This is a genomic window from Streptococcus didelphis DSM 15616 (genome assembly GCF_000380005.1).
Lineage (GTDB): Bacteria > Bacillota > Bacilli > Lactobacillales > Streptococcaceae > Streptococcus > Streptococcus didelphis.
Map to the genome: position 1 here is coordinate 692,648 of NZ_KB904188.1, position 25,139 is coordinate 717,786.

Annotated in this window: 22 protein-coding genes; 9 read left to right on the forward strand and 13 right to left on the reverse strand. The window is 34.8% G+C overall.

Going from position 1 to position 25,139, the window contains the following annotated elements; all coding sequences use genetic code 11:
- Positions 1-30: 30 nt before the first annotated feature.
- On the reverse strand, positions 31-1,608 hold the full coding sequence (gene malQ / locus A3GU_RS0103455) for a 4-alpha-glucanotransferase (protein WP_083906198.1): 1,578 nt from the start codon (positions 1,606-1,608) through the stop codon (positions 31-33).
- Positions 1,609-1,630: 22 nt separating this feature from the next.
- The gene (locus A3GU_RS0103460; protein WP_018366154.1) at positions 1,631-2,650 is read right to left on the reverse strand and encodes a LacI family DNA-binding transcriptional regulator; all 1,020 of its coding nucleotides are present in this window, start codon (positions 2,648-2,650) and stop codon (positions 1,631-1,633) included.
- Between the two features lie 215 nt (positions 2,651-2,865).
- On the opposite strand from A3GU_RS0103460, the gene A3GU_RS0103465 reads away from it, so the two are divergent.
- From A3GU_RS0103465 to A3GU_RS0103475, 3 genes are all read left to right on the forward strand, one after another.
- Positions 2,866-4,116, forward strand: a complete 1,251-nt coding sequence (locus A3GU_RS0103465) for an extracellular solute-binding protein (RefSeq protein ID WP_018366155.1) — start codon at positions 2,866-2,868, stop codon at positions 4,114-4,116.
- Positions 4,117-4,361: 245 nt separating this feature from the next.
- Positions 4,362-5,723 (forward strand): carbohydrate ABC transporter permease, encoded by a 1,362-nt coding sequence (locus A3GU_RS0103470; RefSeq protein ID WP_018366156.1) that lies wholly within the window; start codon positions 4,362-4,364, stop codon positions 5,721-5,723.
- Positions 5,723-6,559 (forward strand): sugar ABC transporter permease, encoded by an 837-nt coding sequence (locus tag A3GU_RS0103475; RefSeq protein ID WP_018366157.1) that lies wholly within the window; start codon positions 5,723-5,725, stop codon positions 6,557-6,559. Before A3GU_RS0103470 ends, A3GU_RS0103475 begins: the two co-directional genes overlap by 1 nt.
- A 292-nt stretch (positions 6,560-6,851) precedes the next feature.
- Here A3GU_RS0103475 and A3GU_RS0103480 read toward each other — a convergent pair whose 3' ends face one another.
- The 7 genes from A3GU_RS0103480 to uvrB all read right to left on the reverse strand — a co-directional run bounded on the left by A3GU_RS0103480 (position 6,852) and on the right by uvrB (position 14,536).
- Entirely contained in the window at positions 6,852-7,820 is a 969-nt protein-coding gene (locus A3GU_RS0103480; RefSeq protein ID WP_018366158.1) for an alpha/beta hydrolase, read from the reverse strand.
- 27 nt (positions 7,821-7,847) lie between these two features.
- Positions 7,848-9,101, reverse strand: coding sequence for a D-alanyl-lipoteichoic acid biosynthesis protein DltD (dltD, locus tag A3GU_RS0103485; protein WP_018366159.1), 1,254 nt, complete (start codon positions 9,099-9,101; stop codon positions 7,848-7,850).
- Positions 9,094-9,333 carry a D-alanine--poly(phosphoribitol) ligase subunit DltC gene (gene dltC, locus A3GU_RS0103490; RefSeq protein WP_018366160.1) on the reverse strand — a complete coding sequence of 80 codons (240 nt, stop codon included), beginning with the start codon at positions 9,331-9,333 and terminating at the stop codon, positions 9,094-9,096. Before dltC ends, dltD begins: the two co-directional genes overlap by 8 nt.
- A 16-nt stretch (positions 9,334-9,349) precedes the next feature.
- Entirely contained in the window at positions 9,350-10,609 is a 1,260-nt protein-coding gene (gene dltB / locus A3GU_RS0103495; RefSeq protein ID WP_018366161.1) for a D-alanyl-lipoteichoic acid biosynthesis protein DltB, read from the reverse strand.
- A complete protein-coding gene (dltA, locus tag A3GU_RS0103500; RefSeq protein WP_018366162.1) occupies positions 10,606-12,144 on the reverse strand; it encodes a D-alanine--poly(phosphoribitol) ligase subunit DltA in 1,539 nt (512 codons plus the stop codon). The genes dltB and dltA overlap by 4 nt, the downstream gene beginning before the upstream one ends.
- A gap of 11 nt (positions 12,145-12,155) precedes the next feature.
- Positions 12,156-12,296: a teichoic acid D-Ala incorporation-associated protein DltX gene (locus A3GU_RS0103505; protein ID WP_018366163.1), complete on the reverse strand. Its 141-nt coding sequence runs from the start codon at positions 12,294-12,296 to the stop codon at positions 12,156-12,158.
- Between the two features lie 254 nt (positions 12,297-12,550).
- The gene (gene uvrB, locus A3GU_RS0103510; RefSeq protein WP_018366164.1) at positions 12,551-14,536 is read right to left on the reverse strand and encodes an excinuclease ABC subunit UvrB; all 1,986 of its coding nucleotides are present in this window, start codon (positions 14,534-14,536) and stop codon (positions 12,551-12,553) included.
- A gap of 168 nt (positions 14,537-14,704) precedes the next feature.
- Here uvrB and A3GU_RS0103515 point away from each other — a divergent pair, with 168 nt between their 5' ends.
- The 4 genes from A3GU_RS0103515 (at position 14,705) to pnuC (ending at position 20,199) form a co-directional block, all read left to right on the forward strand.
- Positions 14,705-16,885: an ABC transporter substrate-binding protein/permease gene (locus A3GU_RS0103515; protein ID WP_018366165.1), complete on the forward strand. Its 2,181-nt coding sequence runs from the start codon at positions 14,705-14,707 to the stop codon at positions 16,883-16,885.
- Positions 16,885-17,625: an amino acid ABC transporter ATP-binding protein gene (locus tag A3GU_RS0103520; protein WP_018366166.1), complete on the forward strand. Its 741-nt coding sequence runs from the start codon at positions 16,885-16,887 to the stop codon at positions 17,623-17,625. The genes A3GU_RS0103515 and A3GU_RS0103520 overlap by 1 nt, the downstream gene beginning before the upstream one ends.
- Before the next feature lie 336 nt (positions 17,626-17,961).
- On the forward strand, positions 17,962-19,473 hold the full coding sequence (locus tag A3GU_RS0103525) for an ATP-binding cassette domain-containing protein (RefSeq protein ID WP_018366167.1): 1,512 nt from the start codon (positions 17,962-17,964) through the stop codon (positions 19,471-19,473).
- A gap of 24 nt (positions 19,474-19,497) precedes the next feature.
- The gene (gene pnuC, locus A3GU_RS0103530) at positions 19,498-20,199 is read left to right on the forward strand and encodes a nicotinamide riboside transporter PnuC (protein WP_018366168.1); all 702 of its coding nucleotides are present in this window, start codon (positions 19,498-19,500) and stop codon (positions 20,197-20,199) included.
- Here pnuC and A3GU_RS10180 read toward each other — a convergent pair whose 3' ends face one another.
- The 3 genes from A3GU_RS10180 to A3GU_RS09990 are packed head-to-tail and all read right to left on the reverse strand — an operon-like array spanning position 20,200 to position 21,905.
- Positions 20,200-20,361, reverse strand: a complete 162-nt coding sequence (locus A3GU_RS10180; RefSeq protein ID WP_018366169.1) for a hypothetical protein — start codon at positions 20,359-20,361, stop codon at positions 20,200-20,202. It lies immediately after the preceding gene.
- A gap of 48 nt (positions 20,362-20,409) precedes the next feature.
- Complete coding sequence (obgE, locus tag A3GU_RS0103540; RefSeq protein ID WP_026216435.1) at positions 20,410-21,723, reverse strand: GTPase ObgE; 1,314 nt, start codon at positions 21,721-21,723, stop codon at positions 20,410-20,412.
- Positions 21,724-21,776: 53 nt separating this feature from the next.
- The gene (locus A3GU_RS09990; protein WP_018366171.1) at positions 21,777-21,905 is read right to left on the reverse strand and encodes a DUF4044 domain-containing protein; all 129 of its coding nucleotides are present in this window, start codon (positions 21,903-21,905) and stop codon (positions 21,777-21,779) included.
- A 175-nt stretch (positions 21,906-22,080) separates the two neighbouring features.
- Between A3GU_RS09990 and A3GU_RS0103550 the strand changes: the two genes are divergently transcribed.
- A complete protein-coding gene (locus A3GU_RS0103550) occupies positions 22,081-23,322 on the forward strand; it encodes an aminopeptidase (RefSeq protein WP_018366172.1) in 1,242 nt (413 codons plus the stop codon).
- Between the two features lie 56 nt (positions 23,323-23,378).
- Positions 23,379-24,299: a magnesium transporter CorA family protein gene (locus A3GU_RS0103555; RefSeq protein WP_018366173.1), complete on the forward strand. Its 921-nt coding sequence runs from the start codon at positions 23,379-23,381 to the stop codon at positions 24,297-24,299.
- A 43-nt stretch (positions 24,300-24,342) separates the two neighbouring features.
- On the opposite strand, the gene A3GU_RS0103560 is transcribed toward A3GU_RS0103555, so the two are convergent.
- The gene (locus A3GU_RS0103560; protein ID WP_018366174.1) at positions 24,343-25,071 is read right to left on the reverse strand and encodes a pseudouridine synthase; all 729 of its coding nucleotides are present in this window, start codon (positions 25,069-25,071) and stop codon (positions 24,343-24,345) included.
- Between the last annotated feature and the right edge of the window lie 68 nt (positions 25,072-25,139).

The window sequence follows — 25,139 nt, forward strand, 5'->3', positions numbered from 1 at the left end:
CTCTTTTCAATAAATGTATCCGTTACATATCTAGTTCTTATTTGCTCGACCATATAATTCTGTTAAATGAATCAAGTACTCTTTATGGCTATCTTTTATCTCATCTGATAGCATTCGCCATTGCCAGTTTCCACCTACTGTATTTGGCATGTTCATGCGACTATCAGCATCTTTATCTAGTAGGTCTTGCATACATAAAATAGCAATGTCACCAACAGAAGCAAAGATGGTTCTTAGCATAGCCTTTGTAATCGTCTCTTCGGTAGAACGATGAATGTAGCTGTCAACAAAACGTGCCTGTTTAACAGTTAAATTTTCATACCAGCCATTAACCACCTCATTATCATGAGTACCTGTGTAAACTACACAATTCTTATGGTAGCGATGTGGCAAGTCAAGGCTCTGACTTGTTTGATCATATAAACCAAATTCTAAAATTTTCATGCCAGGAAATCCAGTAGCTGCTAAAAGCTTTTCTGCTCTTTCATCAACGTAGCCTAAATTTTCAGCTATAATTGGCAATTCACCTAATTCCTCACGTACAGTAGCAAATAGGTCAAAGCCGGGAGCAGATGACCAGCGACCATTTTTAGCAGTTGTATCGCCACCAGGAATTTCCCAGAAATCAGAAAATCCTTTAAAGTGATCAATTCTGACCTTGTCATAAAGTTTAAAGCTTTCTTTAATACGTTCTATCCACCAAGCAAAGCCAGTCTTTTGATGATTTTCCCAGTTATAGATAGGATTTCCCCATAGCTGACCATCCTCACTGAAGCCATCTGCTGGAACACCAGCTATGTATAAAGGTTTCTTATCAGCATCAACCTTAAATAATTCCGGCATCGTCCAGACTTCAACACTATCAGCAGAAATATAAATTGGCATGTCACCAATAATTTGAATCCCATTTGCATTAGCATAAAGTTTTAATTCAAGCCATTGTTGATAAAAGAAATATTGACATACCTTATGATATAGGATTTTATCAGCTAACTTAGCTCTGTAGGCTTCTAGGGCAGCTGCTTCTCTTTTTACAATTGAAAGGTCATCCCATTCTTGCAAAGCTTTATTTCCGAAGTATTCCTTAATCGCCATAAACTCAGCAAAATCACTTAACCAAGTGGCATTTTTTTCAAAAGCTTCTAGCTCATTTTTACCATCTGGATTGACTAAGAAATTCTGCACAGCCTTTTCCAAAATTGGACGTCTACTTTTAAAAATCTGTGCGTAATCAACAGATTGAGGATTAGCACCAAAGTTAATACCTTGAAAATCCTCTTTTTCTAAATAACCCGTCTTAAGTAGCAAGTCAAAATCTATAAAGTGTGTATTACCTGCTATTGCAGAAAAGGACTGATAGGGTGAATCGCCAAAACTTGTTGTTGAGAGTGGTAAAATCTGCCAATAGGTTTGTTTACATTCTCTTAAAAAATCAATAAAATCATAAGCAGACTTACCAAAAGTTCCAATGCCAAAATCACCAGGAAGGGAACTAATATGCATTAGTATACCGCTTGCTCGGTTATTCATAATATACTCCTTGTCTATTGTGACTATGAAAAAATTATAGCGCAAGCGTTTGCGTAAGTCAATACTAAAAAGTAACATTCTTGAAAATGCTACCTTTTCATTATTTACTAATATCCCTGACACTTTCTCTCACTTTTAAGGTGAAGGGGACTATTATTTTCTGACTCAAAGCATGATCTTTACTATTAATAATTTCTAAGAGTTGCTTAAAACTGGTCTTACCTAAATTGTCAACATTAATATCAAAGGTTGTAAGGTAAGGATGGATTAATTTTGAATAAGTTGAATTATTAAATGTTATCAAAGAAATATCATCTGGAATAGACAAACCATAATAAGAAAGAAGCTGCATTATTCTTACAGAAATGATATCACCTATCACAATTAAGGCACTTGCCTTAAAGTTTAAAATCGTTTTTATTAATTCTTCCACTCCAACTGGATCACTACGATCAAAAAGCAACATGGGCTTTGTCTCTAAACCAAGTTTAAAAGAGCCTTTCAAGTAACCAATGTAGCGTTCTGAAGCGACTTCTGATTCCAAATCATCTGTAATGAATAAGATTTTCTGGTGGCTTTTTTCATATAAATAATTGACAGCTGTCTTTGCCATTAATTGATTATCATTATCGATATAAGTAATCTGATTTTCATCCCCTTCTGGGGCACCCACAATGACAAAGGGGATTTTATTGGTCAATAGGTATTTTCTAACGGGATCATTTTGTTCTGAATAAAGAATAATAAAACCATCTACTCGCTTTTGCAGATGCATTAACTTTACTTGTTCTTCTAAGTCATCTACTGTCATAGCTGTGGCTATTGAAACTGTAAAATGTTGCGACTTGGCTTCATTAGTAATGGTTGATAAGATCTGCATAAAGAAGGGTTCACTAAGCCTGTCTTTAAAAGTAATTGGTGGGAATACTAGACCTATATTTTGTGTTAAGCCACTAGCCAACATTTGAGCTGCTACATTGGGGACATAACCTAGCTCTTGCATAGCTCTTCTAACTTTTTCTTTAGTTTTCTGAGAAATAGAATGATTATCTTTTAATACCCTACTAACAGTAGAGGGATTTACACCAGCTTTAGAAGCCACATCTTTTATTGTTACCATTATTAACTCCGTTTTTAAGAAAATTTGTTCTCTATCAAACTTTTCTTTATTCCTTTTTATTATACAATTATCTTTTTAAAAAGCAATGTTTTCTTTGATAGCGGTTCCTATTTATATTTCTAAGCGATTTAAATAAAAAAATCAAAAAACTATTGACTTTTTCTGCAAACGGTTGCATAATAGAGGTATAAAATATTTCTTAGGAGGAAATAGCTATGAAATCATGGCAAAAAATTATCGTTGGTGGAGCAAGTTTAACTCTTGCTAGTACACTTTTAGTAGGATGTGCTTCCGGTTCAAAAGAAAAAACTGAATCTGCTGCTTCTGACTCTAAAACTATTAAATTATGGGTTCCAACTGGAGCAAAAAAATCTTATGCTGATACAGTAGCTAAGTTTGAAAAAGATTCTGGTTATAAGGTTAAAGTCGTTGAATCAGAAGATCCTAAAGCACAGGAAAAAATTAAAAAAGATGCAAGTACTGCTGCTGACGTATTCTCACTTCCTCATGACCAATTAGGACAACTTGTAGAATCAGGTACTATCCAAGAAGTTCCTGAACAATACTCAAAAGATATTGCTAAAACAGCTACAGAACAAGCCATTGTTGGTGCGCAATACAAGGGTAAAACCTATGCCTTCCCATTTGGTATTGAATCACAAGTTCTTTACTATAATAAAGAAAAATTAAGTCCTGAAGACCTTACTTCATATGAAACTATTACAGAAAAAGCAAGCTTTGGTGGAACATTTAAACAAGCTAACTCCTATGTGACAGGTCCATTATTTATGTCTGTTGGCAATACCCTATTTGGTGAAAATGGTGAAGACGCTAAAGGAACTAACTGGGGAAATGAAAAAGGTGTTGCTGTTCTCAAATGGATTGCAGACCAAAAAAATAATAAAGGTTTTGTTAGCTTAGATGCAAACAATGTTATGTCTAAATTTGGTGATGGCTCAGTTGCTTCATTTGAATCAGGGCCATGGGATTATGCTGCTGCACAAGAAGCCATTGGTAAAGATAAACTTGGGGTTGCTGTTTATCCAAAAGTAACTATTGGTGGCGAAACTGTCCAACAAAAAGCCTTCTTAGGTGTTAAACTCTATGCTGTTAACCAAGCACCAGCAAATGGTGATACAAAACGTATTGCTGCAAGTTACAAATTAGCATCTTATTTAACTGATGCTGAAAGCCAAGAAAAACAATTCAAAGCACGTAACATTGTTCCATCTAACAAAGACGTTCAAGCTTCAGAAGCTGTTCAATCAAATGAACTTGCTAAAACTGTTATCACAATGGGTTCATCTAAAGACTACACTGTAGTTATGCCAAAACTTAGCCAAATGGCAACATTCTGGACTGAAAGTGCTGCTATCTTAAGTGATGCTTACAATGGTAAAATCAAAGAAAGCGACTACTTGAACAAATTGAAACAATTTGATAAAGATATTGCCAACGCAAAATAAATTTAAACTTAAAAGCAAGTTACTGGTGAGAATTAATGGCTCCATAGGATGATTCTCTTCCTTAAGGGAGTGGAACTAAGGTTCCTTACTTTTAGGATTTAGTTCCACTCCTACTTGTTTTTCTTATATGTAGCATAGTGCTACTTAAACCTTTAAAAGCTTAAAGGTTTAGGTAACACATTTCTATATTACTACTCATTAATTTTTTGAGATAATTAATGAATCCTAGACAAAGGAGATTTTTTATGACTCACACAAACTTGAAGCAACAAGTAACTGTGTCAGAAGCCCTTAAAAAAGGAGGGATAGATATCAAGCTATCAGCTCTGATTATGGGTTTTGCAAATCTTGCAAATAAACAGTTTGTTAAGGGCTTACTTTTCTTATTAAGTGAAATTGTTTTCGTAATTTCCTTTTTTTCACAGATTATTCCTGCTATCGCAGGTTTATTTACCCTAGGTAGCCAGACACAAGGAATGACAACAAAAGTCATTGACGGTATTAAAATCCAGGTGGCGGTAGATGGTGATAATTCCATGCTAATGCTTATCTTTGGACTAGCATCACTGATTTTTTGCGCTATCTTCTGCTATATCTACTGGTGTAACCTGAAAAGTGCTCGTAATCTTTATATTATTAAAAATTCTGGAGAAAAGATTCCAACTTTCAAAGAAGATTTTCAAACACTAGCAAATGGTCGCTTCCATATTACCTTAATGATTATTCCTTTAATTGGGGTCTTACTCTTTACAGTCTTACCTCTTATCTATATGATTTGTCTGGCCTTTACTAACTTCGACCATAATCATTTACCACCAAAATCCTTATTTGATTGGGTTGGATTTGCTAACTTTAGAAATATTTTTACTGGTCGTATGGCTGGAACATTCTTTCCTGTCCTATCCTGGACCTTAATTTGGGCTGTTTTTGCAACAGTAACCAACTTCTTCTTTGGGATTATTCTAGCTTTATTGATTAACACCAAGGGATTAAAATTCAAAAAAATGTGGCGTACAATCTTTGTCATTACAATTGCTGTCCCATTGTTTATCTCACTTCTAATCATGAGAAATCTGCTAAATGATCAAGGACCTTTAAATGCCTTACTCATGAATATTGGTTTAATCCATCATCCCCTACCCTTCTTGTCTGATCCACTATGGGCTAAGTTTTCTATTATCTTTGTAAACATGTGGGTGGGAATTCCTTTCACTATGTTAATTGCAACTGGGATTATTATGAACTTACCAAGGGAACAAATTGAAGCTGCTGAAATTGATGGGGCAAGCAAATTCCAGATTTTTACCTCAATTACCTTCCCGCAAATTCTTATTATTATGACACCTACCCTCATCCAACAATTTATTGGTAATATTAATAACTTTAATGTTATCTACTTGTTAACTGGTGGAGGTCCTACTAACTCACATTACTATCAAGCTGGAACAACTGACCTACTGGTTACCTGGCTCTATAAATTAACTGTTACAGCTGCAGACTACAACATTGCCTCTGTTATTGGTATTTTAATCTTTGCAGTATCAGCTATCTTTAGTCTCTTGGCTTATACAAGAACCGCATCTTATAAGGAAGGGGTTGCTAAATAATGAAAAACAAACATCGCTTTCAATTAGGTGTAGTTTACCTAATACTTATCCTTCTTTCCATCCTTTGGCTCTTCCCAATTGTTTGGGTTATCCTAACAAGTCTACGTGGAGAAGGTGCAGCCTATGTCAACTACTTCATACCTAAGACACTGACACTAGATAACTATATTAAACTCTTTAGCAATGAATCCTTCCCATTTGCTCGCTGGTTTATGAATACTTTTATTGTTGCCACCTTTACTTGTATCATCTCTACCTTTATCACGGTAGCAATGGCTTACGCATTAAGTCGGATTAAGTTTAAACACCGTAATGGCTTTCTTAAAATAGCCTTGGTCTTAAATATGTTTCCTGGTTTTATGAGCATGATTGCAGTTTATTACATCTTAAAAGCCCTAGGCTTAACACAAACATTAACAGCACTAGTATTTGTATACTCAGCAGGAGCTGCTTTGACCTTCTATATTGCTAAAGGCTTCTTTGATACTATTCCTTATTCCTTAGATGAATCAGCTATGATTGATGGGGCTTCCCGTTTAGATATTTTTCTAAAAATTACCCTACCACTCTCTAAGCCTATTATCGTCTACACAGCCCTTCTAGCATTCATGGGTCCGTGGATTGATTTCATCTTTGCTCAGGTTATCTTAGGGGATGCTACCAGCAAATACACTGTAGCCATTGGTTTATTCTCAATGCTTCAACCAGATACAATTAATTACTGGTTTAAAGCCTTTACTGCTGGATCTATTCTAATAGCGATACCAATTACGCTACTCTTTATGGTTATGCAAAAATACTATGTAGAAGGTATCACTGGAGGATCTGTAAAATAAGAGTCTAGAAGTGGAACTTCTAATGATTAAGATACTAAAAAATTAAGAAGACAAGAAAACCCCAATCATTCTGGAATCTAGAATGATTGGGGTTTTTTAGCTTTTAAAATAAATTTTATTAAAAACATTATTTTCCTGAGAAAAAGATATTTGCTAAGCCTTAATAATGAGTATATGTACAGAAAAAATAAACAAAAAACGGGCTCTGTCTAGAACAGAACCAAGTTTTTTAGTAATCATAATATAGAATTTCGAGTCCATCAAAAACTCTAAACTCCAGCTTTATTCTTATTTAATCACTGAGAATAAAGTCTGCAATTTTCTTACGGGCTGCTTTCGCCTCTCTGATTGGAAAGATAGCATAGGCGTGAATCATCTTATCTGCCACTATTAATTGATTTTCACAAGCTTCTCTTGTTAATCGTTTATGTAAATTAATAATATCTGGATAAAAAATTTCTCTCGTTCCAACAAAACTTATAATCTTAGGTAAATCATGATAGGAACCATAGAGAGGACTAACATAGGGTGATAAGATTTCTTCTTTACTGCCTGCCCATAATTCTCCAATATCTTTTAAGCGACCTGCATCCAAGTAAGCTTCTGATGCTTCAAATGTTTTATAGTCTTGATTGGCCAAACTAACATCTAACCATGGTGATAAAAGAATAAGTTGCTTGGGCTGTGGTGCACTTTGGTGATCTCTAATATATTGTGCAAAAGCTAAAGCCATACCACCACCTGAGGAATCACCAACCACACTAACTTTATTTGCTTTACCTGATAAAGAAAACTGCTTATAAGCCTTAACTAGTTTAGGATAAACATCTTTGTAAGTGGCATAGGGAGCTCTTTCAAAATTAGGAAAGACAAGTTTAGCATTTGTTAATTGAATGAGATGCTTGATTGTGTTAAAGTGTAACTTTTCTGGCCTTCTTAAATACACACTTCCATATAGGTAAAAAATAAGTGGCTGATTCTCATCTTTTTGATCATTGATAATAAAAACCTGCATTCCATCAATATCATATTCTTGAGTTGAAAATCCAACCAAGCTTTCGGGATTATCCAAGCGATAAGGAATATTTCGACGTCGTTGGGTTTCAATACCCTGATAATCATCTACTTTCTTAGACAGTTTATATTTACGATAATCAAACATTTTCTCAATCAGCCAACTTGATAAAGAACGCTTTTGACCATACTCAATAACTAAAATAAAAGATACTAAACTCAACAAGAGGACGATAGCAACTAACAATTCTAACCTTCTTTCCTAAATTATTTTTTAAAATCCATCCCTTGCAAGGGCCCAGCCTTTTGTATAAAAATAAGGATCTAAATCATAATGGTCTACCTGATCATTACCTTCTAAAAATAGCTGTACCTTTTTATCAAACTCTAACCAGCCATTCCAACCTATATGGATGGTATCTTGCATAAAGTAAGGATCTCCACCCCTTTCAGAAAAATCAACAATATTGGTAAATCCTTGACTCTCTAATTGGTACTTGATCTTTTTTACAGCCTGCTGATATTTTTTTTGATTTAAACCAGTATAGTTAGCCCACTTTTTATTAACAGGGGGAATAACAAACAGAACTTGAACATTTTTTTGTTCAAACTGAGATAAGAGTAATTGAAAATCATTATATTCCGGAGAAACTACATAAGAATACTTCATTTGAAGATTTTTATATAGTTGGAATTGCGGAGCGATACGCTTAGAAAAGAAGAAATTCTGAATCCCAAACTTATTATTACTTGTTCCTTCCTTACCTCTTCTAGAAGCAAGTTCATGCAAGCGACTGTACGAAAAGTTTTTGGGTAATCCTTGAGTTCTTGGAATAATTCTTGTCTGATAATTATCAGATTTATTGAAATGGCTAAATAAAGACTCTTCCCTTAAGGAAACTTTCTCTAAGAAATATAGGACTTTTTTGTCAAAAGCACTTAAGGCCTTTCCTTGACTAACCTTTCTTAAATAACTTGATAAAACAACACTAGGATTAACTGAAAGCAGTCTTTTAGCTGCATACTCATATTCAGCATCTTTGTTATTTGCTTGAAGTAAGAAAGCAATGATTTGTGAATTAGATAAGTATTTTTGGACAGCTGTTGCTTCTGTACCTTTTTGAGTAAACCATTGTGGTGAAATTACAAAAATAGCTTTTTTTCCACTAATATCTTGGTTAAATTGTTGTAACCCAAAATATTGTGATAGGGATTGTGTGCCACGTTTACCAATTAAAAAGGGTCTATATGATCTATCATATTTTTCAGCTAAAACAGAAGGGTGCATACTATCCATCCTGCTCCATTCACTAGAACCAAAGAAAGGTACAAAGAGAATATTCTTATCTGAAAAAGCCTGTTTCTTAATCAATCCATTTTTAAAAGAGGTATCTGTTAAGGAAACCGCATTTACCTTTTCTTCCTTAATATCATGTTTAAGATGAGATGGGAAGGAAAAAATAGTGATTATTACCAAGCCTAGAGCAAGTAAAACTGGTCCAAAAATTAGCCACAGCTTTTTAAGCATTTTTTAATTCCTCAACACCTTGAATAATTTTGTTAACGGTATTCCAATCTTCACGACCAAATTCTGAGATAGGAACTTTAATATTAAAGATTGACTCTAATTCCACAATTAATTCAACTGTTCCTAAACTATCTAAAACACCTGCATCAAATAAATCTTCATCTAAAATATCAGAGACATCTTCCATAAATAAACGATCAAATAATTCAATAATAATTTCTTCTGTTGTCATAACTTTCTTCTTTCTATTATTTTTGTATATTGTTAAACCAAAGAACATTCAAGAAACCGGAGAAAAGTAGTAAGGAGAACATAACCACATGGAATGTAAGCACTACTGAGAAGAGATAAAAGGCTTTGCTTTCAAATCTTGGTGCCAAGCCCTGCTTCTTCCGCTCTCGGTTAATGGCTTTTTTCTTTCTTGTCCAAGCGTCATTTATAATTAAGCCTATGGCATGAAATAGTCCATAAGCAATATAGTACCAGGTCAAACCATGCCAAAAGCCCATCAATGTCATGTTAACAATATAAGCAAATCCTGAAGTTACATTTCTATTCTTAAAGGTTTTATGCTTAATAAGAGCATGTACCAACCTCATGTATACGTAATCTCTAAACCAAAAGGAGAGACTCATATGCCATCTATTCCAAAATTCTTTTAAATTAACAGATAAAAAAGGTTTATTGAAATTTTGTGGGGTCTTAATTCCCATAAGGTATGAAATTGCAATAGCAAACATGGAGTAGCCTGCAAAGTCAAAGAAGAGATTTAAACCATAGACATACATCACTAACAAGGTTTCTCGGTTAAATAAACCACCAATACCTAGAGCCTTTGCTTCAATCAGAGGCAACAATAAGCTACCTAATACATAGGAAATGATAAATTTATACAAGAATCCAAGCATAATATACATAACTGCTGTTTCAATCATTTTCAGATAGTTATCTCGACTTGGTATAGTCTTGTAATCCTCTTCAAATCTACGGTAGCGATCGATAGGTCCACTTGAGAATGTTGGTAAAAAAATCATAAAGCGTATGAAGGTAAATAAGTTAAAATCCGTCATTACGCCATCACGCATCTCAATAATCATACCAACAGTTTTAAAGGTAAGATAAGAAATCCCCATAAAAGCAAATAAAGATTGTGTTGGATTCACAGCAGTCAAGGGAATTATCTTAACTAGCAGCAAGGGAAAAATACTTGCAAAAACAGTCAGATAAAAAATAATTGATTGATTGTGACTTCGACGATAATTTTTATAGCCAAAGACACAAATAATTTGCCATACAATATAAAATAAGAAGGCTCCTAACTGATGGTAATTATCACCGCCAAACATAAATAAAATGAAGAGAATACTAACTATAAATTCATATTTTTTAAGTTTTTTCCCATTAAGTAAGGATATAACAATAGGAACTAAGGCTAGTAGTAAATAGAAGAAATAGATCGGATTGCCGTAAGGTTCCATATAAGGAATTGAATTAAATAGTGAACTCATCTTTGATTTACCTCATTTATCAAAGATTTTATATCAATCTTACCATTAGCAGTTAAAGGGAGTACATCTTTAAAAATAAATTTTTGAGGCATCATGTAAGACATCATTTTATCTTTAACAGACTCTTTAATCGCTTTGGTGATTTCCCGTTCATTCTTAAATTCATTTGTAAGGCCATCTTTTAAAACGATGATAGCTAAAAGGTTCTGAACCTTATGACTGTCATTATACCTTGGAACAGCTACTGCTGATTCTACGTACGGAGATTGATTAAGTTGCTGAGACACATCCTCTAGTTCAATACGATAGCCAGCATATTTTATTTGAAAATCAAGTCGGCCGCCATAAATCAATAACTGATTATCGGCATAAGAGCCAACATCACCTGTATGATAGGCCTTTTGCCCATTAAAGGTAAAGAAAGCTTCTGCAGTCTTATTAGGATTATTAATATAACCTTTTGACACAGCAGGCCCTGTCACAACGATCTCTCCTTGTTGCCCAGGGGGTAGAATGTTAAGGTCTTCATCTAAAATATAGGTTGGTGAATCTGCTTTAGGATAACCAATTGGTAAGCGCTTATAATTTTCAGTCATCTCCTTTGTAATAGCAATGGCTGAAAGGGCAACAGTTGCTTCAGTAGGTCCATAAGCATTAACAATATGAGCATCTGGGAATCGTTCAAATAATTTTTTAGCGGTTGAGACTGTTAACTCTTCTCCATCAAAATAAAAATGTGTCAACAGAGGCATTTTCTCATGACAGAAATCTTCACTTAATAAAGCCATATCAACAAAGGAAGGGGTAGAAGTCCAAATACCTATAGGAAGATTAATAATTGTTTTAAACAAGACCTTGTAGTCTGAGACAATTTCTTTAGGAAGAGCAAATAAGGTTCCTCCTAAAGCCAAGGTTGGTGCCCAATACATAACTGATAAGTCAAATGAATAGGGAGGCTGAGCTAGCATTTGAGGAAAGCTAGGAAGTTTAAACTCTGGACTCTCAATCATCCAATTGGTAAAACTAAGAAGGTTATCATGTGAAATCTGAACCCCTTTTGGTTGACCAGTTGTACCAGAAGTAAAAATAATATAGTAGTTATCATCACCCTTGACAGAATGTGACATGTGATAGTTTGATTTAGCTAATTTAGCTTTTTCAATATCTTGATAAGCATAGACAGGAACTGAGCTGACTTCAATAGGTAATTCCTCAATAGCAAAAACAGCTGCTGGCTTAGCAATATCAATAATTGACTTAATCCTCTCTGGTGCAGAGTGGACATCAACAGGTATATAAGCATGTCCTGCTTTGTTTAAAGCAATAAAGGTTACAAGCATATCATAAGACTGAGCTCCAAACACTAGGACAGGACTCTTAGCTTGTAATTGTAATTGATCAATAAAAAAAGCAAGGCTGTCAGAATCTATTTTCAGTTCCTTATAACTATGACAATCTCCCATACAATCATAAACAATTGTATCAGGATTAGTTAGGGCATAAGAATCAATTGTTTCAAGCATATCATAAATCATGGGCATACTCCTTAAAATTCATTATAGATAAAATTACCTTGACCATAGCCAGTGTAGCCAAAGAAATAAACAAGAAGCATAAATATGATATAAAATAAGATAATTTTACCAATAAAAACTGCAATAGTTTTTACTTTAGATTCTTCTAACATTTACTTGTTACCTCTTGTATTAGTTTATTAATGCACTAGAAAATTTTACATTATTTTACATGTTTGAGCAAGGAAAATATGAATTTATGAGAAAAAACATTTATTAGAATGATATTAATAATTTTACTCACTTATCCTCTTTGCTTAACAGGTAAAGTGTACCATTTTATGAACATAAAAATATATTTTTTGTCTTAAACTTATCTTAATCTTAAAGACAGATAAGTGTTGACTTATAGCTAGACAAGCTATTACTACATGGTTTTTAGTTCCAAAACCATATCCCGAATTTCTGCGGCTAATTCAAAGTCTAACATCTCTGCTGCTTCATGCATTTGTTTCTGTAATTTTTTAATAGCTTCTTGTCTTTCGGACTTAGTCATAGCATTATAATCAACAACTTCTTCTTCAACAGACTCCCCACCTTTAGTGATTGAAATCAGATCGCGAATATCTTTTTTGATTGTTTTTGGTATAATGCCGTGTTCTTCATTATATGCTATTTGGGTTTGACGACGGCGAGCCGTTTCAGCTATAGCCTTCTTCATAGAATCTGTCATCTTATCAGCATACATGATAACATGACCTTCTGAGTTTCTTGCAGCTCTCCCTATCGTTTGGATGAGGCCTCTTGTATTTCTTAAGAAACCTTCCTTATCAGCATCCAGTATCGCAACAAGGCTAACCTCAGGAACATCTATTCCTTCTCTAAGCAAGTTAATACCGATTAAAACATCAAATACGCCTAAACGTAAATCTCGGATGATTTCAGTTCTTTCAAGAGTCTTAATATCACTATGCATGTATTTAACTTTAACACCCATTTCTTTTAGGTAATCTGTTAAATCTTCAGCCATTTTCTTGGTAAGAGTTGTAATAAAGGTTCTTTCCCCCTTATTCACACGATCATTGATTTCACCAAGTAAATCATCCATTTGCCCCATGCTTGGACGGACTTCTACCTCGGGATCTAAGAGGCCTGTAGGTCTAATAATCTGCTCTATGACAGTATCTGTCTGTTCCATTTCATAATCACCTGGTGTAGCAGAGACGTAAACTATTTGATGGACATGACTTTCAAATTCTTCTCTTCTTAAAGGCCGATTATCTAAAGCTGATGGTAGTCTAAAACCATAGTCAACCAGCATTTTTTTCCTTGCCTGGTCACCATTATACATTCCCTTGATTTGCCCCATGGTCATATGGCTTTCATCAATCATGATTAAAAAATCTTCAGGAAAGAAGTCTAGCAAGGTATAGGGAGGTTCTCCAGCAGAGCGCCCATCCATATGACGCGAGTAATTTTCAACACCGTTGGTATAACCCATTTCACGGAGCATTTCAATATCATACTCTGTTCTTTGTTTTAATCGCTGAGCTTCTAAGAGCTTTCCTTCCGATTCAAAGAGTTTCAATTGTTCTTCAAGCTCTGCCTGAATCTTAGCAATGGATGCTTCCATATGCTCATCATTAGTTACAAAGTGGGTAGCAGGAAAAAGAACTAAATGCTCAGCTTCGCCTAAAACCTTACCCGTGAGACTTTCAATTTCACGAATACGATCAATTTCATCCCCAAAGAATTCAATCCTAAAGGCATGTTCATCACGCGAAGCAGGAAAGACTTCAACCACATCCCCTCTTACCCTAAAACGACCACGCTGAAAATCAATATCATTACGTTCAAATTGAATATCAACTAATTGGTTTAAGAGTTGGTCTCTAGAAATTTCTTGACCTGGTCTTAAACTAACTGCTGAATCAGCATATTCTTTAGGAGAACCAAGTCCATAAATACAAGAAACTGATGCAACAACAATAACATCATTTCTTTCTAGTAAAGAGGAAGTGGCTGAATGCCTTAATTTATCAATCTCATCATTTACAGAACTATCTTTTTCAATGTAGGTATCACTTGAAGGCACATAGGCTTCTGGCTGATAATAATCATAGTAAGAAACAAAATATTCCACAGCATTATCAGGAAAAAATTCTTTAAATTCCCCATAAAGCTGGCCTGCTAAGGTTTTATTATGGGCAATAACTAAGGTTGGCTTATTAATTTTACTTATTACCTGACTCATGGTATAAGTTTTCCCAGTACCTGTGGCACCCAGTAGTATTTGAGCTTTTTCTCCACCTTCTATGTTGTCCACTAATTCTTCAATGGCCTGAGGTTGATCTCCAGATGGCTGGTATTTTGAGACTAAATGAAAAGGTTTTTCTTCACGTTTATCTATCATATTTAATCCTCTAAAACTTCCTTATATCTATTTTACCACAGCCGCTTCCATTTTATTGAAATTAAAAGTCGAAAATCCATGTCAGGTTTTATGACATGAAACAAAAATAAAGATTGCTTATCCTAGGACTTTCTGATATAATAAAGCATATTTTTAAAGGAGAATACTATGAAAAAGAAAATAAAAGTCCTTCTCCTTGCTTTACTATCGTTATTTTTTCTAACATTAACTAGTAATGCAAGTGCAGAAACTATCACAATTGTATCAGATACTGCCTATGCTCCCTTTGAGTATAAGGATTCTGATCAAGTTTATAAAGGTATAGACGTTGATATTATTGATGAAGTAGCTAAACGTAAAAATTGGGATTACAAAATGACTTTCCCAGGTTTTGATGCTGCGGTAAATGCTATCCAATCTGGACAAGCTAAGGCCTTGATGGCTGGGACAACCATTACTGATGAAAGAAAAAAAGTATTCTCTTTTTCAGATCCTTATTACGATACTAAAATTGTTATTGCTACTAAAGCAGCTAGTCCCATTAAAAAATATAGCGCCCTAAAAGGTAAAACGGTTGGTGTTAAAAATGGAACTGCTGCTCAGGCTTTTCTAAATAAAAATAAAACAAAGTATAAATTCAAGGTTAAAACCTTTGATACGGGCGACCTAATGTACAATAGCTTATCTGCTGGTTCTATTGAAGCCGTTATGGATGACGAGCCTGTTATTCAATTTGCTATCAATCAAAAACAAGACTTAGCTATCAATATGAAGGGCGAAGCTATTGGTAGTTTTGGTTTTGCTGTTAAAAAAGGTAGTGGTTACGATTATTTAATTGATGATTTCAACCAAGCCCTACAGGAAATGAAAGCTGATGGAACTTACCAAGCTATCATGTCAAAATGGCTTGGTCAGTCATCTCAGGTTCCAGACTTAACTTCTACAGGAGATGCTTCCAAAAAAGCTACTCCTGTAAAAGAAAAGTATAAAATTGTAGCCGATTCTTCCTTTGCTCCTTTTGAATTCCAAAACGAAAAAGGAAAGTATGTCGGAATCGATATGGAGCTGATTAAGGCTATTGCTAAAGATCAAAATTTTTCTATTGAAGTTGCAAACCCTGGATTTGATGCCGCTTTAAATGCTGTTCAGTCTGGCCAAGCTGACGCTGCTATTGCTGGTATGTCAATAACAGATGAACGGAAACAAATTTTTGACTTCTCCGATTCTTATTACACCTCTAATATCTTACTTGGTGTAAAATCTGGTAGTCCCATAAAATCTTACCATGATTTAAATGGTAAAACGGTTGGTGCTAAAAAAGGAACTGCTTCTTATAATTTCCTAGAAGCTAACAAAGCAAAATATCATTACAACTTAAAAGCATTTGATGAAGCCTCATCAATGTACGATAGTTTAAACTCTGGCTCTATAGTAGCTATTATGGACGATGAAGCTATTTTGAAATATTCTATCCAACAAGGACGACGTTTTGAAACCCCTATTAAAGGAGAACCTTCTGGTCAATATGGCTTTGCTGTTAAAAAGGGCTCTAACCCAGAGCTGGTTGAAATGTTTAACAACGGCTTAGCTGCCTTGAAAAAATCTGGTGAATATGATCATATTATCAACAAATATTTAAAATCAGAAGATGACAAAAATAAAAACCACAAGGTTATTGATGAATCAAATGTTTTAGGATTAGTGTCAAATAACTATAAGCAACTCCTATCAGGTTTAGGAACAACCTTAAGCCTTACACTTATTTCCTTTGCTATTGCCTTGGTAATTGGGATTATCTTTGGTATTATGGCTGTTTCACCAAGCAAAGGGTTACGAATAACATCGTCACTCTTTGTGGATATTATCCGTGGTATTCCACTAATGATTGTCGCTGCCTTTATCTTCTGGGGGCTCCCAAATCTCATTGAAAGTTTAACCGGTCGCCAATCACCTATTAATGACTTTTTAGCAGCAACTATTGCCTTATCCCTCAATGGAGGTGCCTATATTGCTGAGATTGTTCGTGGTGGGATTGAAGCTATTCCTTCTGGGCAAATGGAAGCTAGCCGCAGCTTAGGGATTCCTTATAAAATAACCATGAGAAAGGTTATTCTCCCTCAAGCAGTTAAAGTTATGTTACCAAACTTTATTAACCAATTTGTTATTTCACTAAAAGATACAACTATTGTTTCAGCAATTGGTTTGGTAGAGTTATTCCAGACCGGAAAAATTATCATTGCTAGGAACTATCAATCTTTCCGTATGTATGCAATTTTGGCAATCATTTACTTAGTAATGATTACGCTCTTAACAAAACTAGCTAAACGTTTAGAAAAGAGGCTTAACTAATGGCAGAATTAAAAATAGACGTCCAAAATCTTCATAAATCTTTTGGTAATAATGAAGTGTTAAAAGGCATTGATGCTAAATTCTATGAAGGTGATGTTGTTTGTATCATTGGACCTTCAGGTTCTGGAAAGTCTACCTTTCTTCGTACTTTAAATTTATTAGAATCTATTACAAGTGGTAAAGTAGTCGTGGATGGATTTGAATTATCAGATCCTAAAACAAATATTGATAAGGCACGTGAAAATATTGGTATGGTTTTTCAACATTTTAATCTTTTCCCACATATGACAGTTTTGGAAAATATCATGTTTGGTCCTATCGAATTAGGCAAAGAAACTAAGGCTGTTGCTAAAGAACACGGACTTGAGCTTCTAAAAAAGGTTGGTCTCTATGACAAAGCAGACGCTTACCCAGCTAGCCTCTCAGGTGGACAAAAACAAAGGGTAGCTATTGCTAGAAGCTTAGCAATGAACCCTGATATCATGCTATTTGATGAACCAACTTCTGCACTTGACCCTGAAATGGTTGGTGATGTTTTAAATGTTATGCGTGATCTAGCTAACCAAGGCATGACCATGTTAATCGTCACACATGAAATGGGCTTTGCACGACAAGTTGCAAATAGAGTTATTTTTACTGATGGTGGTCAATTCTTAGAAGATGGGACACCTGAACAAATCTTTGACCATCCAAAACATCCTCGCTTAATTGAATTTTTAGACAAAGTTCTTAATGTTTAAGAAAAGCAAAAAGATAAAGACTAGGAAAAACTCCTGTCTTTATTTTTTTGACATAAAAAGTATAATATGTTAAGATAAACTTGTCACTAACTCGGAGGTAAGGGAGCAATGAACAACTAAAAAACTAATAGAAGAGATAACCTTTTCAAGTTTAGTTTTTTAGTATGCTCTCATATAAGAAATCCAGTATTTAGTAAAATACTGTCTATTTTAGCATCTATCAACTTTCTACTTGTCAAGGTAGGAAGTTTTTTTCTTGAATAATCTCTTCTTTTTTAATAGCCAAGCTAACAGACTACTTCTAAAGCTATTCTCAAGCTAGAAAAGGAGAACCCTATGCTACAATGTCACAACCTAACCTTGTTTCATGAAAAAGACTTCCACACCTTAGTAGATCAGCTCAATATCACTTTACATGAAGTAGAAAAATTAGCCATTATTGGTGAAGAAGGCACTGGGAAGTCAACCCTCATACAGTACATTAATAATCCTCTTTCCATTTCAACTTATGCAAAAGCTCAGGGAGAATATAGCCATTCTTTTCAAAATCCTTTTTATATCCCACAAGCATTAAGTGAAGAACAATTAGAAGAAAAACTCTATACTTATATTTTTGATTCAGATAAAAGTGATTATTTTGATTATAATACGTTTTTCCAACTTGCCAATGAATGGCACTTTAAATGTGAACTCTTAGAAGATGAAGCTTTGACTTTAAAGGATTTGTCAGGAGGAGAAAAGCTAAAAATTCAGCTACTAAGAGCTCTAGCCCTGCAACCTGACTTACTCTTATTAGATGAGCCAACTAGTGACCTTGATTTACAATCCCTAGAATGGCTAGAAAGATTTATTCAAAATTCTCCCCTAACTATTCTCTTTATATCTCATGACGAGACCTTTCTCAGTCATACTGCTACTGCTATTCTTCATTTAGAACTTCCTAAAAAACGAAAAAAGGCTACTTATACTTATTTTCAAGGGACTTATCAAGATTACCTTACGAATCGTAAGAGACAATATGAAAAGCTAACACAAGTAGCCAAGAAAGAAAAAGAAGCCTTTGAACACAAACAAGCCAATTTAAGAAAACTTCATTCTCAGGTTGAAAATCAACTAAGAGCTACTAAAGATTCTACGGCAGGGAGACTTCTAGCTAAAAAAATGAAAAATATAAAATCCCAAGAAAAGAAACTTTCTGGAGAAAAAGAAAAGCTAACACAGCTTCCTGACACAATGGAGACTATCAACCTTTTTTTCTCGAAAATTCAAAAACTAGCTAAGCAAAAAATTATCCTAAAACTAGAAGATTTCTCTTTAAATACGGGACAGGTTATTAATCTTACCCTAAAGGGACAGGATAAACTTATAATAAGTGGTAAGAATGGCATTGGAAAGACAAGTTTACTAAGGATAATCTATGAGCATTTAAAAAGACAAACTCACACTAAGATAACCTATATGCCACAAAACTATGAGGATTTTCTAGATGAAAAAGCAAATGTAATCGACTTTTTAAGCCCTCATAATATTCAAGATATCAAACCTATTTTAGCTAGTTTACAATTTACGCATGAGGAAATCTATCATCCAACTTCTCAATTATCGGGCGGTCAAAAAGCAAAGCTCTTTTTAGCACATATAGTCCTTAACAAAAGTCAATTCCTTATTTTAGATGAACCAACTAGACATTTTTCCCCCACTAATCAACCATTAATAAAAGAGTTACTTGAAGATTTCCCGGGGGCAATTATCTGTGTCTCACATGATAGAGCATTAACTAATAACCCTCATTTCTTGCATTATGAACTTACTCAAGAACTTCTCAAAGAAGCCACTATTGACAGATAGAGCTAGCTATGTTTGAATAATAGCATGACCATACTAAGATATTTTTCAAAAATTGAGTGGCTTTTATGGATAGGTTCACTTCTGACTATTTTAATTACTAACCTAGCTTTTGCTAATTCCAATCTTCTAGCTTTAACAGCTTCACTAATTGGTGCCACCTCCCTTATTTTTTCTGCTAAAGGAAATCCTATTGGACCTGGTTTAACCATCTTATTTTCTGTTATTTATGCTTACCTTTCTTTAACAAATCATTATTATGGGGAAGTTATTACCTACTTTTGTATGACCCTACCTATGGCTCTACTTTCCTTATTTTCTTGGTTAAACCACCCCTTCCAAGGCCAGAAATCTGAAGTTATTATAAATCATTTAAACATAAAAGACATCTTTTTAATTACCCTATCGACATTTCTTGTGACTCTGATCTTTTATTTTATCTTAAGTTCTCTTCATACAGCATTTTTAATGGTTTCAACCTTATCTGTTTCAACCTCTTTCATGGCAACCTTTTTAAGTTATAAAAGAAGTCCCTACTTTGCTGTTGCCTTTACTTTAAATGATATTATATTAATTATCTTATGGTTATCAGAATCACAAAAAGATCCAAGCCATTATTCCATAGTTACTTGCTTTATTATTTTCTTAATTAATGACATTTATACTTTCTTTAATTGGCTTCACATTCAAAATAAACAAGAACAGGCTCTCAAAAAGGACAAGATTTAATTACTCTTGTCCTTTTTTGTTTAATTTTTCTCGTTCAAGTCTGAGACGTCTATTGGGATTAAGTTGGTTAAAGAGTTCCTCTAATTTTTTAGCATTCCATACATCTGCAGCAGAAATGAAATTACCATCTTTATCCCTAAAAGATATTGGTTTATCTCCCATAATATATGCTCCAATAAAATCTGTATTAGCTTATGAATACTCTATCTATCAATCGACAAATTCAAACTCAAAATTGCCAATGCGAACAATATCACCATCTTTTGCTCCGCGTTCACGTAGGGCTTCATCAACTCCCATACCACGAAGTTGTCTTGCAAATTTCATAACAGATTCATCACGTTCCATATTTGTCATGACAAATAGATGTTCTAGTTTTTCACCCGTTAAAATCCAAGAAGCATCATCAGCACGGCTAATGTCAAATTCTTTTTCATGACCACTAAAGCCATAGTAGACTTCTTCATCTTGGAAATCATTTTCATCATATAGCAAGAATTCATCCGTTTTTACTAACAGTTCAGCTGTTGCATCTAATAAATTGTCTAAACCTTGCTGAGCTAAGGTAGACACAGGAAATACCATTGGTAAGTCCTCAAATTCGTCATACTGCTCTGCTAATTTCTCTTTAAAAATCTTTAAATTTTCCTGAGCTTCGGGCATGTCCATCTTGTTAGCAACAATAAGCTGAGGACGTTCCATAAGGCGAAGGTTATAGGTTTCTAATTCATTATTGATAGCTTGATAGTCTTCAAAGGGATCACGTCCTTCTGAGGCAGACATGTCGATAACATGTAAGATAACACGTGTTCTTTCAATATGACGTAAAAACTGGGTTCCTAGCCCTACACCCTGGCTTGCACCTTCAATTAATCCTGGAAGGTCAGCCATAGCAAAGCTGTCACCTGATTTTGTTCTAACCATTCCAAGATTAGGAACAATAGTTGTAAAATGATAGGCACCAATTTTAGGTTTAGCTGCTGAAACCACACTAAGTAAGGTTGATTTACCAACTGAAGGAAAGCCGACTAAGCCAACATCAGCTAATATTTTTAATTCTAATTCCAGTTCACGTTCTTCACCTGGTTCACCATTTTCAGCGATTTCTGGTGCTGGGTTACGTGGTGTGGCAAAACGGATATTTCCACGTCCTCCACGTCCTCCATGGGCAATAACATACTCTTGACCATTTTCAACAAGGTCAATAATAACCCTTCCTGTTTCTAAATCTTTAACTGTCGTTCCTTGAGGGACATGAACAATGAGGTCTTCTGATCCTCGTCCATGCATTCCCTTGGTCATCCCTTTTTCGCCAGCCTTAGCTTTAAATTTTCTATTATAACGAAAATCCATCAAGGTACGTAGGCCCTCGTCGACTTTAAAAATGACTGAGCCACCTTTTCCGCCATCGCCTCCCCATGGGCCCCCGTTTGGAACATATTTTTCTCGCCTAAAGGCGACCATTCCATCACCACCTCGACCAGCCTGTACACTAATTTTAGCAGTATCTAAAAACATACTCATTCTTTTAAATCTCTATCTTTCACTTATTTCAAAAAAACGCCTTTCAGCGTTTTTTACATCAATACTGATAGTGCACCCGCAATTAGTCCACCTACAGTAACAAGAACCATTAAGATAACCACAAACATTGTTATTTTTTCAAACAGTGTTTTTTTACGTGGTCCATTTTCGCCAAATGCCACTTTTCATTACCTCGATTATAAATTTTTCTTTATCTATCTTAACATGAATAGGATGAATAAGCAAATGACAGATAAGGACTGGTGCTAAAGTCTATTACTTGGGTCCTATCTTGAGCTTTTCTTTAAAATATGCTACATTTAAACTCACTAAATATAAGAAATTGAGGATTATCTGATGGTTTTACCAAATTTTCAAGAGCACTTAGAAAAATATGCAGACCTTCTTATTAAAAAAGGAGTAAATGTTCAAAAGGGTCACACCATAATTATTTCAATTGCCGTTGAACATCATCTTTTAGCACGCTTATTAACCAAAAAAGCCTATGAAAATGGGGCTGTAGAAGTTATTGTAGAATATATGGATGACACCATCACACGTGAGAAGTTACTTCATGCTGATCAAGAACGCCTAGTAAATATCCCTAGCTATGTCCTTGAAAAATCACATTATCTTCTAGAAAAAAAAGCAAGCAGACTTGTTGTAAGGTCAGCTGACCCTAATGCCTTTGCCAGTGTTGATCCTAAGCGTCTTTCAGCAGCAACTAAAGCAAGCTCTATTGCTTTATCAGAACAAAGAGCTGCTACACAAGCTAATAAGGTTAGCTGGAACTTGGTTGCCGCTGCTAGTCCTGAATGGGCAGCAATGGTCTTTCCTAATCTTTCTAGTCAAGAAGAGCAGGTTGATGCTTTATGGGATGCTATTTTTAAAATGAATCGTATTTATGAAGAAGATCCTATTAAGGCTTGGCAAGAGCATCAGGAACGTTTAGTCGCAAAAGCTAATCTTTTAAATGGGTATCAATTTGACTTGCTTCACTATAGAGCACCAGGAACTGATTTGAAACTAGGTATGCCTAAAAACCATCTCTGGGAAGCTGCTGGAAGTATTAATGCTCAAGGAGAAGAGTTTATTGCAAATATGCCAACAGAAGAAGTTTTCTCTGCCCCAGATTATCGTCGAGCAGATGGCTATGTAAGCTCGACAAAACCTTTGTCCTACGCAGGAGTTGTTATTGAAGATATGACCTTTACCTTCAAAAATGGCCAAATCACTGATGTTAAAGCTAAAAAAGGTGAGGAGACAATCAAACGTTTAATTGAGGAAAACGAAGGAGCACGCGCCTTAGGAGAAGTCGCCCTAGTTCCCCATAAAACTCCTATTTCTCTATCTGGTTTAACTTTCTTTAATACCTTATTTGATGAAAATGCCTCAAACCATCTAGCTATTGGTTCTGCTTATGCTTTTAATATTCAAGGTGGTACCGAAATGTCTGAGAATCAATTAGCCGAGGCTGGCTTAAACCGTTCAACAAGCCATGTGGATTTTATGATAGGATCAGAAAAAATGGATATTGATGGGATTACAGCAGATGGAAAAATTGTTCCAATCTTCCGTGGTGGAGAATGGGCTATATAAAACAAAAAGTCAGCTTGAAACTGGCTTTTTTCTCATAATGGGATTATAATGTGTTTATGTATTATCAATTATCAGAAACATTAAAAACAGCAACTTTTGACACTTGTATGACAGAAAATAAACCCTTTGTTGCTGTATTGAAACCAGAAGAATGGCTATCTTTACAAAATGTTATTGAGATGGGGATTGATATTGATTTTAATTTTCAATCACCAAGATCAACAAAAGCTGAAACCAATTTAGATTCTTTAACGGCTACTTTTCTCATTCCAAACCGCAAGGATCTTTTAGAATCAACCGTTTCTTTTTCCTTTGCTTTAAATAAAAAAGGAATCTTTTTTATCGATTCCAAACAGCATGTCGAAAAATTACTTAATAAAATTCAAAAAAGTAAAAAATGGAAACAAGCCAGCTTAGAACGCTTTTTGTATGATTTTCTTGAACTTATCATTGATGGGGATTTAGAACTCCTTGAAGGCTATGACAAGGAACTAGATGCTATGGAAGAACTTTTTCTGGAAGGAAAGAGTGATCGAAACAGTGAACAGTACCTCAATCAACTCCGGCGTAAATTGACTAAATTGAATCTCCATTATAGTCAACTCATTGATCTTGCTCAAGAATTATCTGAGAATGAAAATAATTTTTTCAAGGAAGAAAATTTACGATTCTTTCGCCTCTTTTCTGCACGTGTTTCTCGTCTACAAACCATCGTAATCAGCTTACGTGAAACCATTCTACGTATTCGAGAATTATCAAACTCTCAATTAGAAATGAGACAAAATAAAATAATGGCAACTCTAACCATTGTTACCACCTGCTGCATGCCTCTAACCATTTTAGTAGGCTGGTATGGAATGAATTTTAAGTACATGCCTGAACTTAACAGCCCTTGGGGCTATCCTAGCCTCATTATTATTGCTATAACCTTACTTACTTCCTCTATTCTCTATGTCAAATTCAAAAAATGGTTATAAGTAAAACCTCTCCACTTACTATTTATGGAGAGGTCTTTTTAGCTTATTTTACTTGTGATAGATTTAGGAGGGCTTCTATTTCTTTTTCACTTAAGAAACGGTATTGGCCAACTTGTAAATCTGGGTCTAAGGATAAGGGTCCCATGGAAATGCGCTGCAAATCTGTGACGGTTTTCCCACAAGCAGAAACCATACGTTTTACCTGATGAAATTTACCTTCTTTGATTGTGATTTTAACTGTAGATTCAGCCCTTTCAAGGTTAGTATCTAAAATATCAAGCTGAGCTGGTAAACACTCATGATCTGATAAGGGAATACCAGCTTGAAAGCTCAATTTATCTTCGTCTGTCATAAGCCCTGAAACCTGGGCTAAATAAACCTTATCAACATGTTTTTTGGGGGACAAGAGTTCATGGGCCAACTGTCCATTATTGGTTAATAATAACAGACCATGCGTATCCTTATCTAATCTTCCGACTGGAAATACTTTTTTCTGAATTGCTTGGGCATCTAACAAATCAAGAACTGTCTGACTATTTTTATCCTGAGTTGCAGACAGGTAACCCTTGGGTTTATTAAGTATATAATAGACAAATTCTTCATAAACTAAAGTGTGTTCCTGATAGCTAATCTGATCTAAATTCTCATTAATATGAACTTTTGGGGAACTGGTAACCACTCCATTTACTTTGATTTCTTTTCCCTTAAGTAGGGATTTTACCTGACTGCGACTGCCTAAACCTACTGCAACTAAAAACTTATCTAGTCTCATATAATCAATTATTTTATCCTAACATTTAATCTTTCAATCAGTATACCATAAATTACAGTTTAGACAGG

Bases quoted from the DNA above. Each gene is read 5' to 3' on its own strand.
- obgE (WP_026216435.1), bottom strand. From the start codon at position 21,723: ATGAGTATGTTTTTAGATACTGCTAAAATTAGTGTACAGGCTGGTCGA.
- A3GU_RS0103460 (WP_018366154.1), bottom strand. From the start codon at position 2,650: ATGGTAACAATAAAAGATGTGGCTTCTAAAGCTGGTGTAAATCCCTCT.
- malQ (WP_083906198.1), bottom strand. From the start codon at position 1,608: ATGTTACTTTTTAGTATTGACTTACGCAAACGCTTGCGCTATAATTTT.
- A3GU_RS0103470 (WP_018366156.1), top strand. From the start codon at position 4,362: ATGACTCACACAAACTTGAAGCAACAAGTAACTGTGTCAGAAGCCCTT.
- dltA (WP_018366162.1), bottom strand. From the start codon at position 12,144: ATGATTTATGATATGCTTGAAACAATTGATTCTTATGCCCTAACTAAT.
- dltB (WP_018366161.1), bottom strand. From the start codon at position 10,609: ATGAGTTCACTATTTAATTCAATTCCTTATATGGAACCTTACGGCAAT.
- dltC (WP_018366160.1), bottom strand. From the start codon at position 9,333: ATGACAACAGAAGAAATTATTATTGAATTATTTGATCGTTTATTTATG.
- A3GU_RS0103520 (WP_018366166.1), top strand. From the start codon at position 16,885: ATGGCAGAATTAAAAATAGACGTCCAAAATCTTCATAAATCTTTTGGT.
- A3GU_RS0103555 (WP_018366173.1), top strand. From the start codon at position 23,379: ATGTATTATCAATTATCAGAAACATTAAAAACAGCAACTTTTGACACT.
- A3GU_RS0103465 (WP_018366155.1), top strand. From the start codon at position 2,866: ATGAAATCATGGCAAAAAATTATCGTTGGTGGAGCAAGTTTAACTCTT.
- A3GU_RS0103515 (WP_018366165.1), top strand. From the start codon at position 14,705: ATGAAAAAGAAAATAAAAGTCCTTCTCCTTGCTTTACTATCGTTATTT.
- uvrB (WP_018366164.1), bottom strand. From the start codon at position 14,536: ATGATAGATAAACGTGAAGAAAAACCTTTTCATTTAGTCTCAAAATAC.
- A3GU_RS0103525 (WP_018366167.1), top strand. From the start codon at position 17,962: ATGCTACAATGTCACAACCTAACCTTGTTTCATGAAAAAGACTTCCAC.
- dltD (WP_018366159.1), bottom strand. From the start codon at position 9,101: ATGCTTAAAAAGCTGTGGCTAATTTTTGGACCAGTTTTACTTGCTCTA.
- A3GU_RS0103550 (WP_018366172.1), top strand. From the start codon at position 22,081: ATGGTTTTACCAAATTTTCAAGAGCACTTAGAAAAATATGCAGACCTT.
- A3GU_RS0103505 (WP_018366163.1), bottom strand. From the start codon at position 12,296: ATGTTAGAAGAATCTAAAGTAAAAACTATTGCAGTTTTTATTGGTAAA.
- pnuC (WP_018366168.1), top strand. From the start codon at position 19,498: ATGACCATACTAAGATATTTTTCAAAAATTGAGTGGCTTTTATGGATA.
- A3GU_RS10180 (WP_018366169.1), bottom strand. From the start codon at position 20,361: ATGGGAGATAAACCAATATCTTTTAGGGATAAAGATGGTAATTTCATT.
- A3GU_RS0103560 (WP_018366174.1), bottom strand. From the start codon at position 25,071: ATGAGACTAGATAAGTTTTTAGTTGCAGTAGGTTTAGGCAGTCGCAGT.
- A3GU_RS0103475 (WP_018366157.1), top strand. From the start codon at position 5,723: ATGAAAAACAAACATCGCTTTCAATTAGGTGTAGTTTACCTAATACTT.